Source organism: Ferruginibacter paludis, assembly GCF_030409685.1.
GTDB classification, from domain to species: Bacteria; Bacteroidota; Bacteroidia; order Chitinophagales; family Chitinophagaceae; genus Ferruginibacter; species Ferruginibacter paludis.
The window spans coordinates 176,071-194,539 of record NZ_JAUFQJ010000003.1; the positions used below are offsets into that span (position 1 = coordinate 176,071).

Annotated in this window: 17 protein-coding genes; 6 read left to right on the forward strand and 11 right to left on the reverse strand. The window is 39.4% G+C overall.

Annotation, left to right across the window (positions count from 1 at the left end):
• Nucleotides 1-10 precede the first annotated feature (10 nt).
• The 7 genes from aroB to QWZ08_RS05150 all read right to left on the reverse strand — a co-directional run bounded on the left by aroB (nucleotide 11) and on the right by QWZ08_RS05150 (nucleotide 6,638).
• A complete protein-coding gene (gene aroB, locus QWZ08_RS05120; RefSeq protein ID WP_290336161.1) occupies nucleotides 11-1,063 on the reverse strand; it encodes a 3-dehydroquinate synthase in 1,053 nt (350 codons plus the stop codon).
• A gap of 101 nt (nucleotides 1,064-1,164) precedes the next feature.
• Nucleotides 1,165-2,253, reverse strand: coding sequence for a chorismate mutase (locus QWZ08_RS05125; RefSeq protein WP_290336162.1), 1,089 nt, complete (start codon nucleotides 2,251-2,253; stop codon nucleotides 1,165-1,167).
• 225 nt (nucleotides 2,254-2,478) lie between these two features.
• On the reverse strand, nucleotides 2,479-2,829 hold the full coding sequence (locus QWZ08_RS05130) for a GNAT family N-acetyltransferase (RefSeq protein WP_290336295.1): 351 nt from the start codon (nucleotides 2,827-2,829) through the stop codon (nucleotides 2,479-2,481).
• Between the two features lie 9 nt (nucleotides 2,830-2,838).
• The gene (locus QWZ08_RS05135; RefSeq protein ID WP_290336163.1) at nucleotides 2,839-3,765 is read right to left on the reverse strand and encodes a prephenate dehydrogenase; all 927 of its coding nucleotides are present in this window, start codon (nucleotides 3,763-3,765) and stop codon (nucleotides 2,839-2,841) included.
• 31 nt (nucleotides 3,766-3,796) lie between these two features.
• The gene (locus QWZ08_RS05140; RefSeq protein ID WP_290336164.1) at nucleotides 3,797-5,035 is read right to left on the reverse strand and encodes a pyridoxal phosphate-dependent aminotransferase; all 1,239 of its coding nucleotides are present in this window, start codon (nucleotides 5,033-5,035) and stop codon (nucleotides 3,797-3,799) included.
• Between the two features lie 45 nt (nucleotides 5,036-5,080).
• On the reverse strand, nucleotides 5,081-5,998 hold the full coding sequence (locus QWZ08_RS05145) for a prephenate dehydratase (protein WP_290336165.1): 918 nt from the start codon (nucleotides 5,996-5,998) through the stop codon (nucleotides 5,081-5,083).
• Nucleotides 5,999-6,416: 418 nt separating this feature from the next.
• On the reverse strand, nucleotides 6,417-6,638 hold the full coding sequence (locus tag QWZ08_RS05150; protein ID WP_290336166.1) for a hypothetical protein: 222 nt from the start codon (nucleotides 6,636-6,638) through the stop codon (nucleotides 6,417-6,419).
• A 134-nt stretch (nucleotides 6,639-6,772) separates the two neighbouring features.
• On the opposite strand from QWZ08_RS05150, the gene QWZ08_RS05155 reads away from it, so the two are divergent.
• Nucleotides 6,773-7,336, forward strand: a complete 564-nt coding sequence (locus QWZ08_RS05155) for an RNA polymerase sigma factor (protein WP_290336167.1) — start codon at nucleotides 6,773-6,775, stop codon at nucleotides 7,334-7,336.
• Between the two features lie 5 nt (nucleotides 7,337-7,341).
• Complete coding sequence (locus QWZ08_RS05160) at nucleotides 7,342-8,436, forward strand: S1C family serine protease (protein WP_290336168.1); 1,095 nt, start codon at nucleotides 7,342-7,344, stop codon at nucleotides 8,434-8,436.
• Between the two features lie 87 nt (nucleotides 8,437-8,523).
• Here the strand turns inward: QWZ08_RS05160 and QWZ08_RS05165 are convergent, their stop codons facing one another.
• Nucleotides 8,524-9,426, reverse strand: coding sequence for a nucleotidyltransferase family protein (locus QWZ08_RS05165; RefSeq protein WP_290336169.1), 903 nt, complete (start codon nucleotides 9,424-9,426; stop codon nucleotides 8,524-8,526).
• Nucleotides 9,427-9,639: 213 nt separating this feature from the next.
• Here QWZ08_RS05165 and QWZ08_RS05170 point away from each other — a divergent pair, with 213 nt between their 5' ends.
• Nucleotides 9,640-10,455, forward strand: a complete 816-nt coding sequence (locus QWZ08_RS05170) for a 1-aminocyclopropane-1-carboxylate deaminase/D-cysteine desulfhydrase (RefSeq protein ID WP_290336171.1) — start codon at nucleotides 9,640-9,642, stop codon at nucleotides 10,453-10,455.
• A gap of 67 nt (nucleotides 10,456-10,522) precedes the next feature.
• Nucleotides 10,523-11,353 (forward strand): Rossmann-fold NAD(P)-binding domain-containing protein, encoded by an 831-nt coding sequence (locus tag QWZ08_RS05175; RefSeq protein ID WP_290336172.1) that lies wholly within the window; start codon nucleotides 10,523-10,525, stop codon nucleotides 11,351-11,353.
• A gap of 3 nt (nucleotides 11,354-11,356) precedes the next feature.
• On the opposite strand, the gene lipB is transcribed toward QWZ08_RS05175, so the two are convergent.
• A complete protein-coding gene (gene lipB, locus QWZ08_RS05180; protein ID WP_290336173.1) occupies nucleotides 11,357-12,118 on the reverse strand; it encodes a lipoyl(octanoyl) transferase LipB in 762 nt (253 codons plus the stop codon).
• Between the two features lie 184 nt (nucleotides 12,119-12,302).
• On the opposite strand from lipB, the gene QWZ08_RS05185 reads away from it, so the two are divergent.
• Nucleotides 12,303-13,358 carry an RluA family pseudouridine synthase gene (locus QWZ08_RS05185; RefSeq protein WP_290336175.1) on the forward strand — a complete coding sequence of 352 codons (1,056 nt, stop codon included), beginning with the start codon at nucleotides 12,303-12,305 and terminating at the stop codon, nucleotides 13,356-13,358.
• 35 nt (nucleotides 13,359-13,393) lie between these two features.
• On the opposite strand, the gene QWZ08_RS05190 is transcribed toward QWZ08_RS05185, so the two are convergent.
• Together QWZ08_RS05190 and QWZ08_RS05195 are read right to left on the reverse strand one after the other, a co-directional pair.
• Nucleotides 13,394-14,914, reverse strand: coding sequence for a S10 family peptidase (locus QWZ08_RS05190; protein WP_290336176.1), 1,521 nt, complete (start codon nucleotides 14,912-14,914; stop codon nucleotides 13,394-13,396).
• A 145-nt stretch (nucleotides 14,915-15,059) separates the two neighbouring features.
• Entirely contained in the window at nucleotides 15,060-17,192 is a 2,133-nt protein-coding gene (locus QWZ08_RS05195; protein ID WP_290336177.1) for a T9SS type A sorting domain-containing protein, read from the reverse strand.
• A gap of 229 nt (nucleotides 17,193-17,421) precedes the next feature.
• Here QWZ08_RS05195 and glk point away from each other — a divergent pair, with 229 nt between their 5' ends.
• The gene (gene glk / locus QWZ08_RS05200) at nucleotides 17,422-18,462 is read left to right on the forward strand and encodes a glucokinase (RefSeq protein WP_290336178.1); all 1,041 of its coding nucleotides are present in this window, start codon (nucleotides 17,422-17,424) and stop codon (nucleotides 18,460-18,462) included.
• Nucleotides 18,463-18,469 lie beyond the last annotated feature (7 nt).

The window sequence follows — 18,469 nt, forward strand, 5'->3', positions numbered from 1 at the left end:
CAGGTTCAGTTTAACGGATCAAATTTTCCAGTTCGTTCATGCCAATAGGTTGAATCATAGCCTGCCCTATTTTATTCAGCAGGATGAAATTCATTGTATTGCTAGACCGTTTTTTATCCATTTTTAATATTTCCCAAATCTTTTCTTTATCAAAGTCAAATTTTGTTGGTAGCTGATATTGTTCCAGCAACTCTTTTATTTGGTTGGCTTCGGAAGTAGAAAAATTATTTACAGATACTGAAATATCTGTAGCGGCCATCATGCCAATACTTACAGCATGTCCATGTGGAAGCTGGTACATATTTTCAATAGCATGCCCCAGTGTATGGCCAAAATTTAAGAGCTTACGGTCGCCCTGTTCAAACTCATCATTTACCACCACGGCTGTTTTTATCTGAACATTTTTTTCAATAAGTGCTGCCAGTTTATTTGCATCGGATTTAAAACTTTCGATTGACTCCTTTTGCAGCAATTCAAATAAAGCGGTATCTTTTATACAGGCATGTTTAATTACTTCAGCAAAGCCATTGATCCATTGGCCTGTGGGCAAGGTTTGCAAAAGCGCATAATCGAATAATAAAAACTCTGGTTGTTTTATCAGCCCCACCAGGTTTTTATATATGCCAACATCCACCCCGTTTTTACCACCAATTGAAGCATCGACCATTGCAAGAATAGTAGTTGGTACAAAACCAAACCTTACACCCCGCATGTAGATACTGGCGGCATAGCCCGTAATATCTGTTACCACACCACCACCAACGCCCACAATAAAAGTATTTCTGTCTGCATTTTTTGCAATCAGTTCTTTCACGATGAAATCAACCGTTGACTGCTGTTTATGCTCTTCCCCTGCCGGCAGCACAATGGTCTGCCAGCCATCAAATAGTGTTTTATGGCTCTGAAAAACATTGCTATCGGTAATTAAGAAAGTTTTTTGTCTACTTACAACCTGTTCAAGATGAGCAAATGTGGCGTCAAAATAATATACACCATCAAAATTTCCGCCAGCGGGTAACGCCTCGGCAGAACCTGACAATGAGGAAACCTTTATAATTTTCATACAACAACCTTAATAAAAAATTAGCATCCTGAGTAATGTCTTACTCCTTTCAATCAGATCAAAAATTCTTCGTTAATTTCAAAAATAATTTCTCCAACTTTTTAACTGTTCATCACCTTGTTTTGATGGTTGATACTTTCCAAATGCACTGCATCAAAATATTTGGTGATAAAGTCCTGGCTTAAACCCAGTTTATCGCCTTTGTTAATCGCCTTCTGCAAAATATCATTCCATCGGTTGGTTTGCAAAATGGTTATGTTATTCGCTCTTTTATATTCACCAATTTTATCAGCAATTTTCATACGCTGCGCAATCAATGCAAGCAACTCATCATCTACATGATTGATTTGCTCACGAAGTGTGGCAAGGGCGGTAATGAACTCCTGCTTGTCTGTTGCTTCGGAACGCCAGATCAATGCATCCAGCATTTCAGATAAGCGTTCGGGGGTTATTTGTTGTTTCGCATCACTCCACGCATTATCAGGATCAATATGGCTTTCAATCATCACGCCATCAAAATCAAGGTCAATACTTTTTTGAGAAATCGACTGCAGATTGGTTCTGTTACCACAGATATGAGAAGGATCGCAGATTAAAATCATTTCCGGAAAACGACGCTTCATTTCGATAGGCAAATGCCACATAGGAGCGTTACGATACTCCGTGTTTCCGTAGTTTGAAAACCCCCGGTGTATCATACCAACTTGTTTAATTCCTGCTTTCTGTATGCGCTCAATAGCTCCAGTCCACAATTCAAGATCAGGATTAATGGGATTTTTAATCAGCACAGGTACATCAACACCACGCAGGGCATCTGCTACTTCCTGCACACTGAAAGGATTTACGGTTGTTCTTGCACCAATCCAAAGCATGTCAGTATCAAAATGCAATGCATCTTCCACATGTTTTGCGGTAGCAACTTCCACAGTAGTTGGCATGCCCGTAATTTTTTTCGCCTGGGCCATCCATGATAAGCCTTTTGCGCCAATTCCTTCAAATAAACCTGGCTTTGTGCGGGGCTTCCAGATGCCTGCACGTAGTATATCTACCTTACCTGTTTTAGCAAGCCGGGTAGCAGTTTCAATCACCTGCTCTTCTGTTTCGGCACTGCACGGGCCACTAATAATTAATGGGCGCTTGGTCCATTTTTCCTGCATTAACTGTTTCATTGTCTTGTTTTCTGTTTGCATTGTAAAATTAGTTTTTGTTACCAACATTTATTCATCCTATTTGTACGGTTACTCTAATTGTAACCATTCTCTTTTATCGTAAACTCCGTCAATTCGCAGCCAATTCCCTTTGTGTCCTCCCTCATTAATACCATTCTTCCATAATAGTAACTCTGTTTATCGCTGACTCAATTTCCGGCCTGCCAGATCTTCCAATCTTTAAAACTCAATTCAAATTTTATTTCTTTAGCTCCGTGCAATCCTTGTATTGGGACCTGTACCCAACCAAATGTCATCCCGCTCCTGATCAAAATACCAGTGCAACATACAATCATGTATTTTTTTTCCGATCCCTTTTGCTGCAAAATCCGGATGAACAAACAATGCCCAAACATTTTTCTCTGCCAAGTCCACAATGGAAAAACCAGCTACCCGGTCTTGTACCATACAAACCCAGCCTTTGCTACGATTAAACAAATAATTATAATAATCGGCCTCCGTTACCAATGACGGGTTGCTCAATGTATTTTCCTTTACCGCAAGCCTCACTTCCATCAATTGCTTTATATCATCCTTTTGCGCTTCTCTAAAAATCATCACAAAAAACTATTGAAAAATTCTTTTTATCTTATTTGCATTTTCCATCAGCTCAGTCAGGTATTCGATATTTTCTTTTTCCAGGCTTGCTTTAAATTTTCTTAACTGCGTAATATGTTCATTCAACACATCCAATACGTTTTCCCTGTTCTGCATAAAGATGGGTGCCCACATGGCCGAATTACTTTTTGCCAAGCGCACCGTACTTTCAAAACCACCGCCTGCCAGTGCAAAAATTGCTTCATCTTCCTTTTCTTTTTCTAATACTGTATTGGCCAACGCAAAAGAAGTGATATGTGAGATATGACTGATGTAGGCCGCATGTATATCATGACTGTGCGCATCCATATAAACGATGTTCATGCCCAATGCCCTGTAAATATTTTCAACAGCGTTTACAACGCTTTCATCCGTTTGTTCTTTTTCACAAATTACACAGGCTCTTCCTTCAAAAGCACCTCTCACTGCGGCTTCCGGGCCACTATACTCTGTACCCCACATGGGATGCGTAGCTATAAAGCGGTGCCGCATAGGATGACCTTTTAACGAATCACACAATGCAAATTTGGTTGACCCTGCATCTGCGACCATCTGATTTCCAGTAATCAAATCCATTATTTGTTTCATTACTACAACTGTTGCATCTACCGGAATTGCTACATAAATAAAATCACTTTGTTTTACAGCTTCTTCCAGCGGCAGGGCTTCATCGATAATACCCAATGCTTTTGCCTTTTCTAAACTGGCCGCCGTTCTGCTTACACCAATTATTTTTTTTGCAAATCCTTTTTCCTTCATGGCCAATGCAAAGGAACCGCTTATTAAGCCCACACCCACAATAGTAACAACATCTGTTTTGGCCTCGCCAACAAACGGTTGCAAAGCCTGTCTATTGGTGGCCTGAATATTTGTATTTATCAATTCTTTATCTTCCATTGTATAAACAATCTTAATTTCTTGCAGCCTTTTATTTTTGCAAACCTATTTTTTTAATGCGCTCAATTGCTTCTGTTATTTTTTCTTCACTGCTGCATAAACTGATTCTTATATAACCATTCCCCGCACTTCCAAAGATGCCCCCCGGAGTTATAAATACATTTGATTCGTACAACACTTTATCGCTTAATGCATATCCGTCTTTATACCCTTGCGGAATGGCTGCCCACATAAATAAACCCACCTGGCTTTCGTCGAATGTGCATTGCAGTAAATTCAACAGATCAACTACTTTTTTTCTTCTTGCACTGTAGACCGCATTTACTTCTTTGTGAAAACTGGCGGGCAATTGCAATGCCTTTGCTGCTGCCAGCTGCAGGGGCAAAAACATACCGCTATCCATATTACTTTTAAACCGTAATACCTCATTTATTCTTTGCTGGGCACCGGCAAGTATGCCTATCCTCCATCCTGCCATATTATGAGATTTGCTCAAGCTGTTCAGTTCTATTGCAACGTCCAAAGCCCCTTCAACACTTAGCAAGCTCGCCGGCGTATCATTTAAGATAAAGCTGTATGGATTATCATGCACCAATAAAATGTGGTGTTTTTTTGCAAAGGCAACCAATTGCATAAATAAATCGTGTGATGGTAATTGACCGGTTGGCATTTGAGGATAGTTTACAAACATCAGCTTTACTTTTTGTAAGTCTGTTTTTTCCAGTGCCGAAAAGTCAGGGTACCAGTTATTTTCTTTTGTAAGCGTATATGCTTCCACGTTAGCCCCGGCAATCTTTGCAGCGCTCATGTAAGTAGGATACCCCGGATTAGGTATTAAAACAGTATCACCCGGATTTAAATACGTCATACAAATGTGCATGATACCCTCCTTACTGCCTATCAGCGGCAATATTTCTGTATCTGCATCCAGTACAACGTTGTACCACCTTTTATACCATTCCGCAACTGCCTTTCTTAACACAGGGCTGCCTTTATAATTCTGGTAACCATGTTGGCCCGGCTTAACAGCTTCTTCATGCAATGTTTTTATTACATCAGGATGAGGGGGCAGATCAGGGCTGCCTATCCCCAGGTTAATTACCTGTTTACCTGCTTTATTTAAGTCATCTATTTCTCTTAGTTTTTGAGAAAAATAATATTCACCAATACCTTCCAGCCTTTTTGCAACGGTCATTTCAATTACTTCACTGGTGACTGGCGCAACGGCATTTGCTGTTGTTGTTTGGGTCGAAATCGTTTCTTTGCTCATCCTTTGTTCTTTAACACTAAAAAAAATTGCTTATACTTTATGCCTTTACTTCTGTTTTGTTTTCTGGCTTTGCGAAGGCAAAGGAACAGCTTTTCCATTTTTATAGATACCGTATATTTTTACTTCTTCTGTAATCGGTTCAATTTTTTTGATCAGGTTATAAAATTGTTCTACTGTATCGAACTCAACATCCGCATGAAAGGAATATTTAAAATCGCTGCCAGGTATTGGGAAAGACTGCAATTTGCTGAGGTTAATGCCAGCATCGGCAATATTGGTTAATACCCTGGCTAAACTGCCTTTTGAATGGTCTGTATGAAAATTGATAGAAGCCTTGTCAGCACCAGGTATTGCTTCTGCCTCGCCCGCTTTTTGCAGTATTAAAAACCGGGTGTAATTATTTTTTAACGTATGAATGTTTGGGGCTATGATACTAAGATCATAAATTTCTGCGGCTAGTTTACTTGCAATGGCAGCCACATGCTTGCTTCTGTGCTGATGAACCTGTTTGGCGCTTAGTGCCGTATCTTCTTTTTCAACCAGTTTCCAATTGTATTTATCTAAAAATCCAAAACATTGCTGAATAGCCATTGGATGAGAATGCACTTCTTTAATATCGCCTAACTCAACACCAGGGTTTACCATCAAATGCTGGTTAATCTGCAAATAAACTTCGCCAACAATGGTGAGGTTACTTTTTTGCAGCAAATTATAATTGGGTAATATACTTCCCGCAATAGAATTTTCTATGGCCATTACACCGCCATCACTCTTCCTTTTATTGCCGGCAATTTCTATTACTTCCTTGAAAGTGGAGCAGCAGATCACTTCAACCGAGTTGCCAAAAAAAATTCTTGCAGCTTCCTGGTGAAAACATCCTTCAAATCCCTGGATAGACACCTTTCGTTGTGTATTACGTTCAACTACCTCATTTCCGTTAACTGCATTGTACCGCTCACCCATTTACTGTTAATTTTTAAATTTACCCAGATGGCTTATAAACAAAAATCCCGACCTTTTTAGCCGGGATTCTTTTTATGTTAATCTGTTTTAATTGTTTTCAGTGCTTAACAAAAGACTCCCGGTCTATTTTTAAAATAGAAGCTAAAATAAAATCGGGTGTAAGTTGTAGCTGTTGTCATTTGAAAATCGAAAGTAGATCAATATTTTGAATCAGCCAATAATTTTGCAAAAAATATAATGATACGTTGAAAAAATGTCACCAAAGCAGTTGATTGCTTTAATTATATTTATCATAAACTGGTTATAAGGGCTATAAAAGTAGACGCCCCTAAGAATAGGGGCGACTTTAACGATTGCTTGCCATATGAAAATCTTTATATAAAACCGGTATTTTACAAGCTATAAACCGGTCAGATAATTATTTCTTTACTTTAACTGAATCCATTTTCTTTGCGGCAGTGTCCATCTTTGCAGCAGCAGAATCCATTTTCTTAGCAGCAGTATCCATTGCTGGCATAGCAGCTTTAATTGAATCAGCAGTCTTTGCAGAATCAATAGAAGTTGTTGCAGGTGTTTCAGTTGAGCTATTACAAGCCGTAAAAGATGCAGCGATTGCTAATACAAAAAGTACTTTTTTCATTTTTTGAGTTTTAATTTGTTTATTTATAAGGGTTAATACAGGTTGGTAAAAAAGGTAACCCGACTTTTTTTAAAATCTTTTTTTTCGTTGCTTTGGGTTACTATTGCAGCCAGTAACGTATTAATATCAGCCGGGTGAGTACTATAGAACACGATCAATTATTATTAAAGGGATTAGCCGAAAACGATAAAAAGTCTATCGAAACTATTTATCGCCAGAATTATTCAATGATTCAAAGTTTTGTACTCAACAACAATGGTTCGGCAGATGACGCAAGGGATATTTTTCAGGAGGCGATGGTAGTATTATATGAAAAGGCAAAATTGTCATCATTTTTACTGAGTTGCCAGCTTAAAACATACCTGTATTCAATTTGCCGGCGTTTATGGTTGAAACGTTTGCAGCAAATGAGCAAATTCAGCACACAGGTAGAAAACCTGGAGGAAACGGTGGCTGTAGAGGAGGAAATTGAAGAACATGAAAAGGTAAACAACGATTTTATTTTAATGGAACATGCCATGAATAAAATTGGAGAACCTTGCAAAAGTTTGCTGGACGCTTATTATCTGCAAAAAAAGAATATGCTGGAAATAGCCGGTGAGTTTGGCTATACCAATGCCGATAATGCTAAAACCCAGAAATACAAATGTTTGGTACGATTGAAGAAGCTATTTTTTGCACAATATAAAAACGCATAACTGAGATGGAAGATATTTTACTTTTAGAAGCTGTTGAGCGATACCTGGCAGGTGAAATGAACCTGCAGGAAAAAAGTATGTTTGAAGACTTGCGTAAAAAAAATGCAGAGCTTGATCAATTGGTTGTAGAACATACTTATTTTTTACAGGGGCTGGATAAATATGGTACACTCAAATCATTCAAACACACCCTGCTGGAAGTGGAATCCAACCTGGCAGCCGAGGGGCTGATGGCAACACCTGCACTTAAGGGCAAAGCCAAAGTACTCAGTTTATGGAACAAGTATAAACGAAGCATGGCTGTGGCTGCGTCTATTGCAGGCTTTATTTCTTTGTTAACGCTTGGGCTTACTATTACTTATACCAAAAAATATGGTAACGAAAGTTATTACGAACTGGTAAAGGAAATTACCAAGACCAACAAAGAAATAATTGTATTGAAGAGTAAAAATGTGCTACCTGCAATTCCAATAAAGCCTGAACCGAAAGTTGATTTTATGGGCTCAGGATTTTTAATAGATGGAAAAGGTTACCTCGTGACCAATGCCCATGTAATAAGTAAAATGAAAAATATTTATGTTGAAAATACAAAGGGACAATACTATAATGCGGTCGCTGTGTATACTGACAATAATGTTGACCTTGCAATTTTGAAGATTAATGATACTGCTTTCAGGGCTGTGACTAATTTACCGTACAGCATTAAAAGGTCCAATTCTGATTTAGGTGAGCAGTTTTTTACTTTAGGGTTTCCGCGGAAAGAGATTGTGTATGGCGAAGGATATGTAAGTGCGAAGTCTGGAAGTGATGGAGATACCACCTCGTACCAGTTAACCGTTTCTGCCAATCCGGGAAACAGTGGCGGCCCCGTCATCAATCGCAACGGGGAGATTATAGGCATCATCACCGCAAAGGATTCAAAAGCGGATGGTGTTGTATATGCCGCTAAATCAAAAAACATCTTTAATTTGTTGGATAAAATAAAACCAGAGGAAAAATATCAGTTAAAAACTCCCGTCAACACAACTTTGAAAGGGCTGGACAGGGTTCAGCAAGTTAAAAAAATGGAAGAATTTGTGTATATGGTGGTTGGTAATTAGAAATATAAAATCATAAAATAAAAGGAGCGGTCTTGTAATAGACCGCTCCTTTTATTTTACTTTAGCAGGTTTCAACCAGCTGTGATATCAAGCCCATAAATTAGATGGATATTGTCCATCCGCCACCAACTTATCTACACTGGCTTTTACTTCAGGTGCATCTTCTTTATACGTTACTCCAAACCATTGTGCTGAGGTTGGTATTACTTTCACATCACCTTCCTTATTTTTTACCACTTTATCTACCACCAAAGGAATAAAGAATTCGCCTTTAGGGTTATGAAGCTCCCTGTCTAAAAATTCACCAAAATAATTCTCGCTTTGGGTAATAAAGTTGGGGGAGAATGCGAAGAAATTCATGCTTACACTGGAATCTTCACTTACTTCATGTAAACCACTTTCATCTTCATAAGTAATGATGCCTTGCTCATTGCGATAAATTTTTGTTCGCTCATTAATATCTACCAGATTGCCGTTTGAATCTACATTGCAAACGCCGCGGCTAACACTACCGTTGTCACTTAATGTCTTCTTTAACTCATACCCTATAATAGCGTAATTGTTATCAGCAACCTGTGTAGTTAAAAATTGGTATGCTTTCTCGAAGCCATCCCGGCCATAAAAATCATCTGCATTGATGACTGCGAAAGGTTCTTTTACTATTCCCTTGCAGCAGAGCACGGCATGAGCTGTACCCCATGGCTTTTTTCTTTCTTCCGGAATTTGCCTGTTGCCGGTAAATTTCGATAATTCCTGGAAGGCAAATTCAACCTCAATTTTTCCTTTCAATTTAGTAGCAAAATTTTCTTTAAACATATCCAAAAATTCTTCGCGGATAATAAAGACTACTTTGCCAAATCCTGCCCGGATGGCGTCGTAAATAGAATATTCCATGATGGTTTCGCCGCTTGGGCCAAAACCCTGTACCTGTTTCATACTACCATAGCGGCTGGCCATCCCCGCTGCTAATACTACAAGAGTTGGTTTCATTTTGTAACTAGTTTGTTCCTGCTTATAACAGGATGTTTGGGAATTGTCTCAATATCAGTTATGAGTACTTATAATTAACATTGAAACATTGAATTATATTGCGATGCGAAAATAAACTAATAGGTGAATAAAATGCTGTTTGACACTCCAAAAATTTCTGTTGATATTGTTGCAAACGATTGTTTAATCAGAAAAAAAATAAGTGTATCTGTGTTGAGATTAGATAAAATTCATCCTGTCGTATCTGGCAATAAACTCTTTAAACTGCATTATTTTTTGCAGGATGCGTTGGCATCTCCTCAACAAGGCCTTATCACGTTTGGAGGTGCTTATTCCAATCACCTTGTAGCAACGGCTTTTGCATGTACAGCCGCCGGATTAAAAAGCATTGGGCTGGTACGTGGAGAAAACCCAGACAAATTATCGCCAACCTTACAGGCCTGTATACAATATGGAATGAAGTTGCATTTTTTATCAAGAGCAGAATACAGTAACAAACAAGCAGATAATTCTATGAACCAGTTTCAGGAAGAGTGGAAAAATTTTACACTGGTTCCGGAAGGGGGCTATCATCCAAAAGGTGCTGCCGGCGCGGCTTTGATTACTCAGCTGATTGAAGAAGATACAACCCATATATGCACGGCACTGGGTACAGCAACTACGCTGGCCGGATTAATGAAAGGTGCAAAAAAAAACCAGCAAATAATTGGAGTCCCTGTATTAAAAGGAATGACAGACATTGATAAAAGAATTGCTTACTTAACCGGAACACCCAATACGGCCACATTGCTGAACGATTATCATTTTGGCGGGTATGCAAAAAAAACACCTGCCTTATTGCACTTTATGAATACATTTTACGAAGACAATAACATACCGACTGACTTTGTTTACACTGCAAAAATGATGTTTGCCGTATTGGATAGTGTTGAGAAAAATGTATTCCCGGAGGGGAGTAAAATTGTTTGTCTTCACACAGGTGGTTTGCAGGGCAACGCGTCTTTGCCGGCTGGCACGTTAATTTTCTGATATGTTTTAATGGCTTACTATCTTTGCGCTTAAAACAAAAAAACTGTTTCCGCGTTCAAAGTAAATTATGCGCAAATTTTTGTTGTCCTTTATTATCATTGCTGCTGCCGGACATTGTCTTGCCCAGGATACACTGCCCCGCATCTCCGTAAAAAATATCAGCAATCAAATAATCATCAGCTGGAAAAATAATTATGGCGTTAAAATCGCCAATATCAATATCCAGCGCTCAGCCGATAGTATTAAAAATTTTACAACTATCGGTACAGTGCTCAATCCACTGAATAAAGAAAATGGATATGTGGATGGTAAAGCCCCCAATCCTACTATGTTCTATCGCGTATTTGTAGCATTTGAAGGAGGCACTTATATTTTTTCACGTTCACAGAAACCTGTTATTGAGCTTCCGAAACAAATCGACACGGCCAGTGTAGTAAGACAAAATACGGAAGACCAAAAAAAACTAATGGACTTTACAGCTCCCGCAGCTCTACAGCCTGCTCAGGAAACGCCAGATATATCAAACCCGGGTGAAGATCTCTTGCCTCCGACAAGAAAATTTATTAAACCCAAGCCCCCCACCGGATTTGTGCCGAGCAAATTTATTTATGCCAACAGGGAAAATAATCTGATTGTGAGTTTACCCGATGCAGATAAGGAAAAATTTTCACTGTATTTTTTTGATGAAAAAGACAGGCTGGTATTTGAAATAAAAAATATAAAAGAATCTTACCTGATTGTAGAAAAAGTAAATTTTTTACACACTGGCTGGTTTTACTATCATTTATATGATGATGGCATTTTACTGGAGAAATACAAGTTCTACATTGCGAAAGATGGCTGGGTTGGACCACCGCCGCCTGAAACAAAAAGGCCTATTATGACCGAGCCTCAATAATTATTATTGCAATTCAACACCAAAAACAATTTCAAAATTGGCTTTAACCTTTTGCTTAACCTCTTCGTAATTTAAAGTTCTATAGAGTTCCTTTTGAAGGGAGGTAACCTTTTTGTTTTCTATTCCGCAGGGAATTATCGTGTCAAAATAAGAGAGGTCTGTATTTACATTCAGCGCAAATCCATGCATGGTTACCCAGCGGCTGCAGCGCACGCCCATTGCGCATATTTTCCTTTCACTTCCTGGAATTCCTGCATCCATCCAAACGCCTGTTTCGCCTTTACTCCGTTCGCCTTTTAAGCCGTACTCCTGCATGGTAAGTATAATTACTTCTTCCAGTGCCCTCAGGTATTTGCCAATATCTGTATAAAATTTGTCAAGGTCAAGTATGGGATATCCTACTATTTGGCCCGGCCCGTGAAAAGTAATATCCCCTCCCCTGTTTGTCTTATAGTATTGTATGCCCCGCTTCTGCATTTCCTGTTCGCTGATCAAAATATTTTCAACATGGCCACTTTTTCCTAAGGTCAGTACCGGCAGGTGTTCGCAGATGAGAAAATAATGTTGCGTTTCAGGTTTAGTATCTGCGACAGACCCCCTTAGCAGGCTAATATTTTCGGCAACCAAACCAGGTGCTCCCATTTCCATATTCCTTATTACCGCCTTTATATGTACATTTTCCTGAAACAGCTTTTCCTGGCAATCCCATGCCGACTGGTAATCGGTTAAACCCAGGTCTTTAAACAATACTATCTGCTTAGTCAATGTAATTAGTTTATTTTGCAAAGTTAATTGAATGCAGGATTAGTATTTGGTGCCAGGTATTGAGTGTTTAAATATTCAAGACTGTCAATAACTGCTGAAAAAGAACTATTTGTCAGATGGTTGGATATTGATGGCACCCGATTCTCAACTATCCATTATATAAAATGAGTTTAATAAAATAAAAATGAGCAACGAAATAGCTGTAGAAGATGACTTGCAGGAAAGCGAAGAATTGTATGAAAGACTGGTGATTGATATCCCAAAAGGCCAGGAAGCATTGCGCATTGATAAATTTTTGATGCATCGTATTGAAGGTGCTACCCGCAATAAAATACAACAAGGTATTGACAACGAGATGGTGCTGGTGAATGATAAACCAGTAAAGGCCAATTATAAAGTAAGGCCCTACGATAAAATTGTTGTTTTCGATAACCGGCATCCCGACAGCAATGATATCATCCCTGAAAATATACCGTTAAATATTGTTTTTGAAGATGATGATGTATTACTCATCAACAAGCCAGCCGGTATGGTGGTACACCCCGGCAGCGGCAACCCGAGCGGTACGTTAATCAATGGCGTAGCTTTTTATTTAAAACAACAAAATCCTGAGCTGGAAGAAAATGGGTTACCCCGTTTTGGAATGGTACACAGGATAGATAAAAATACAACCGGGCTGCTGGTATTGGCTAAAACGCCTAAAGCAATGACCGACCTGGCTAAACAGTTCTTTAATCATACCGTTCACCGCCGTTATATAGCCCTGGTTTGGGGAGACTTTGAAGAGAATGAAGGAACCATCCGCGGCCATGTTGGACGGCATCAACGTTTTAGAAAATTATTCACCACCTACCCGGAAGGGGAACATGGAAAAGAAGCCGTAACCCATTACAAAGTGCTGGAACGTTTTAATTACGTTACGCTGGTTGAGTGCAGACTTGAAACAGGTCGCACACACCAGATACGTGTGCACATGCAGTCCATTGGTCATCCTTTATTTAATGATGATTTTTACGGCGGCGATAAAATTGTAAAAGGTACCATTTTCAGCAAGTACAAACAGTTTGTAGACAATTGTTTTGCGCTATGCCAACGCCAGGCTTTGCATGCAAAGGAACTGGGCTTTATACACCCAACTTCCAAACAGCCAATGCTGTTTGAAAGTTATTTACCGGATGATATGCTGGCCGTAATTGAAAAATGGAGAAAGTACAGTGAAAACAAAAATGACATCAGTTAGGTACATTTTTTTTTACTACTGCATTAAAGCACAAGTTATTTTGAAGATCCGGTAATAAATTCGGCCACATCTTTTTTAAATGCAGTTGCAGCTGAATTTAAAATGTACATCATGTGCCCCGCCTCATAATATTTCATGGTAATGTTGCTCCTGATTTTTTTGTTCAAGCCCATGTGATCGAAAGTATATTCTGTACCGGCAAATGGGGTTGCCAGATCATACAAACCATTTAACACCAGTATTTTCATTTTTGGATTACTTGACATAGCATTCTTTAAATCGGGTGCAGTATTAGGAGTAGCTGCGTCGCCAAAAAAACCGTTGCTGCGTGCATGTTTCCAGTCCCATTTAAAATCCGGAAATGCATATGCCCCGGTATTGTACACTTTATCCTTACTTACCTTTAACTCAGTGGTATAATAGTTCATAAAGGCTGAAATAAAGGCCGGGCTGATGTCGGATGATTGCGGATCATAAAAAGCGTATTCACCCAATTCATCCTGGGCAATCCCCTTGTAGCGTGAATCTAAACGACCTGCAACTTCCTGTGTTCCGCGTAACAGTTCCTGCGAAAATTGTGGCTGAACTACCCTCATGTTTGCCTTTTCCAGGTAATCTTTACTGAGGCCTGTATACCCAACTAGTTTGTCTATGATTTTATTTCTTTCCTCAACGGTCAGCGCATCTCCTTGTAACAATGCCGAAGCATAATCGCCTGTGGCGAAAGTTCTTACTTCTTTTAAAAACAGCTGCAGGTTCGCAGGCTTATTAGCTAATTTATTATGGTACCAGGCAGTCGCTGCATAGGTAGGCAAATTGACGATAAATGGAAGATCATCAGTGGGTTGAAATGATAGTGTACGTATATCTAAAACACTGGACACAAGCACAACCCCATTTACTGAAATACCGAAATTTTCCTGCAGGTAATCTGCAACTCCTGCAGAACGGAATGTACCATAACTTTCACCCAGTAAATATTTTGGCGAGTTCCACCGTTCATTTTGGTGAACATAATCTTTAATAAACTGGCTGATTGATTTGATATCTGCATCTACTCCCCAAAAATCTATGTTTTTAGCCTTGCCAATGGCACGGCTCAGGCCCGTACCGACAGGATCAATCATCACCACATCTGATACATCTAAAATAGAATAATTATTATCTTCTATTTTGTATGGGGCCGGGCCATTAGGCGAAGGATCATTTACCACCACTCTTCTTGGTCCCATAATACCCATGTGCAGCCACATAGAAGAAGAGCCTGGTCCGCCGTTATACGAAAACGTTACCGGTCTTTTGCTGTTATCTGTTTCACCATCTTTGGTATAAGCGGTGTAACCGATAGAGGCTATCAGTTCATCTTTTTCATTTTTTAAAATCAATGTTCCGGCAACAGCCGTATAACTGATTAGTTTGTTATCGATTTTAATACTATGCTTTGTAATAAATTTTTGTGGTACGGTAGCTGCAATACTGTCTGCTTGTGCCGAGACGTCCAAAGTGCAATTCAATAACAGCATTAATACAACTGCTGCAATATTATTTTTTCTCATAAGCATATTTTATTTTTACAGGTAAAATGGAAGATACGTTATTATTAAATTCACACATGCCCATTACCGCATGTATTTTTTAAATGGTATAATGCAATAAAAAAGCAGCTCATGGGGAACTGCTTTTTTACTTTTACCAGGCAAATTATTTTATAAAAAGAATCGACTTATTTTCACCATCACTGGTTATTATTATTATATACTGGCCATGAGGCAATGAGGTTACCGGAACAGATTCAACTCCATTTATCCGCTGCAATTGTCTGCTGTAAACCATTTTCCCTGACATATCTTTTATTGACATCTGCGCATTGGCTGTAATGCCTGATGTGATAAGCTGTATGTTTTGCTGCACGGGATTAGCAAGCAACCTTGCATTCCAATTCATTGGTTTTATTTTTAAAGCAATGGTATTGCTAACCTCCTGCTTACCATTTGTATCAGTTGTAAGGAGACGGTAGTAAATAATTGTTCCCCCACTGGCGAGGATATTGTTGTCAGTAAAAGAATATTTATGACCATTAGCGGTATTACCAGCCGCTACTACCGTTGTTACATTTTCAAAATTCAATCCATCACTGCTCCGTTGTATTGTAAAACTGTTGGTGTTAATTTCCTGGGACGTTGTCCACTTTATCAATGCATCCTCTGCCAGTGGAGTAACTGTAAAATCAACGAGCTTAACCGGCAAAGGGGTAAAAACTCCATTTACAACATATAAGTCAGTTGCCGTTGCATTGTCGCCGTTGGTAGCACCAAAAAAGATTTTGCTATTGTTGATCAGAAATAACTCAGGCAAAGCATCTCCTGTATTGGTGTATATATCGGCCACCATCGAAGTGCCACCGCTTGTACCGTCAGATTTCCATAATTCATTGCCATGGGTTGCATCTGTTGCAGCAAAATATAACTCACCTGAAGTGTACAAATAAGAAAGACTTTTTGTCGCATCGATGCCGTTTCCTGAGCCGGGTATTATATCTTTTACCATTGTTGTTCCGGCAAGCGTGCCATCCGAAATCCACAATTCATATCCCGCAGCTGTTGTACTGGCAGTAAAGAAAAATTTGTTTCCCTGGAATAACGTTTGAGAAAAATTACCGCTCAACAGATTGCCATTGTAAGGCAAAAAAATCGCAGGTATATCTCCGTTCATACTTATTACATCAAACGACTTAAATAATACCGTTCCGGCAGGTGTACCATCAGACTGCCACAATTCGGTACGACTGGCTCCATCAGAAACAGGAAAAATAAACTTGCCCGGTAGATCAACTGCGTCAATCAATAAAATCACTGAAATTGAAAGCCCGGGCACGATGTTTTTTAGTAACGTAGTGTTTGCAGTTGTTCCGTCCGTACTCCATACTTCCCCTGTACTGGTTCCATCACTGGCATTAAAATAAACGTGGTTATTAAATGTATGAAAACCCAATAAAAGTGGAAAGGAAAAGCCAAATATATCAAGCGTAGTGGAGCTTCCTGTACCGGGATTAATGTCTTTTACCAACAGTGTGCCCCCTGCAGTTCCATCTGTTTTCCATATTTCATTACCATGTGTAGCATCGGTGGCTGAAAATAAAACAATGCTGTTATAAATATAAAAATTGGCAGGATTAGATGAATCAGCACCTGCGTTGCCCGTATTGATATCAAGTAAAAGAGCAGTGCCCACATTTGTGCCGTCGGATTTCCAAAGCTCGATTCCATTAGCCGCAGTTTTCGCGGCAAACAGTAAAAAAGTTCCGTTTGAAAAAAGATGGTACTCATTAATGGCGTTACTGCTGTCTGTTCCCGGAACGATATCCTTCACCAGGGTTGTACCAGCATTGGTGCCGTTGGTTCTCCACAATTCCCGGCCTTCAGCAACAGTTGCAGCATCAAAGTAAATAAAGCCATTTAGTAAGGCGAATTCTGCCGGTGCAGATGCTGTAGTACCCGGATTGATATCTTTTACGAGTACTGTTCCTGCAGAAGTGCCGTCAGTAATATATAATTCAGCTCCTGTTGCTGCCGTACTTCCCCTAAAAATAAGTTTGCCTGAAAGCAAGCCGGCTAACGCTTCATACTTAATTGTAGTAGTTATTTGAACAGTTCCGGCAAGGGTTCCATCTGTTACCCACAAGGAACTATCGGTTACAGAAGCAAAAATAGTTTGCGTGGTAGTAAGCGGACTGACCAGTTGCAAACTTTTGTTCGAATTGATTTGTGTAACCTGTGCCTTGGAGCCGATAATAAAAACAAAAATGCAGATAATGCCTAGTAGTCTTTTTTTCATGATTAAAATGTTTAGCGATTATAAGAATAGAGATATGGTTTCCGCCAGGATAATCAAAAGACTATAAGTTCAAAAAGCAGTATTAAAGATTACATGGAAATTACGAAATGAAAATCAAAAAAATAAATTATTCTAAATTAAGGCTGAAGCCTGATGGAAGCATTGGTGTTAATCAATAGATTTGTTGATGCATTTTTTTTCTTGGCTTTTTCTCTAACTTCAATTTAATATGAATCTACAATTGCTTATCCCTGTCGCTTTCAGGAACCCCAATAATGTAAGTGATAAACCTATCACTATCTTAGCCGGAGATATTGGCGGAACAAAGGCTAACATGCAATTAAGCCGGTACTCAGCGAAAGGACTTGAAAGCATTAAAGAATGCCGCTATCATACCAGTGACTTCAATTCTTTTACAGCTTTACTTTCCCATTTTTTAGAAGGGCAGCAGCAGCCGGAAAAAATTTGTTTTTCTGTTGCCGGACCTGTGATTGAAGGCAAGGTAAAATTTACCAACCTTAGCTGGAGTATAGACAGTGAAGAGGTAAGCAAACATGTTGGTGGCAGCCCGGTTGCTATACTGAATGACCTGGAGGCTACGGCCTATGGCCTGGCTGGTCTAAAGCAAGAGGAACTTACCATTCTGTATAAAGGAACAAATGAAACCCCAGGCAACATTGCTATACTAGCTGCTGGTACGGGCTTAGGCGAGGCTGGATTATACTTTGATGGGAAGTTGTACCATCCCTTTGCAACTGAAGGTGGCCACTGCGATTTTGCGCCACGCACGCCAAGAGATATCGCACTATTAACTTTTTTACTAAGCAGGCATGAACACGTAAGTTGGGAAAGGTTGCTGAGCGGAAATGGCATTTACACCATTTGGCAATACCTGACGGGAGTTGAAAAAAAGAATGCCCCGCAGTGGTTGTTGCAACAGATGGAAAATACAGATCCGGCTCCCGTGATAAGTAAGGCTGCGCTGGAGGGCAATTGCCCTGTTTGCATTGAAACAATAGAACTATTTAATCGATACCTGGCTTGTGAAGCTGTCAACCTCATTTTAAAATTAAAAGCAACTGGCGGACTTTACCTTGCAGGAGGAATTACTCCCAAAGTTTTGCCGTTACTGCATCCTGAAGTTTGGAAGGATGTATTTAGTAAAAGTGGACGTATGAATCAATTGCTGAAGGAAGTCACTGTTTATGTTGTCTTAAATGAAAAAGCTCCCCTGGTGGGAGCTGGCTATTTTGCTTGTCTGAGCTTGTAAACTAGTT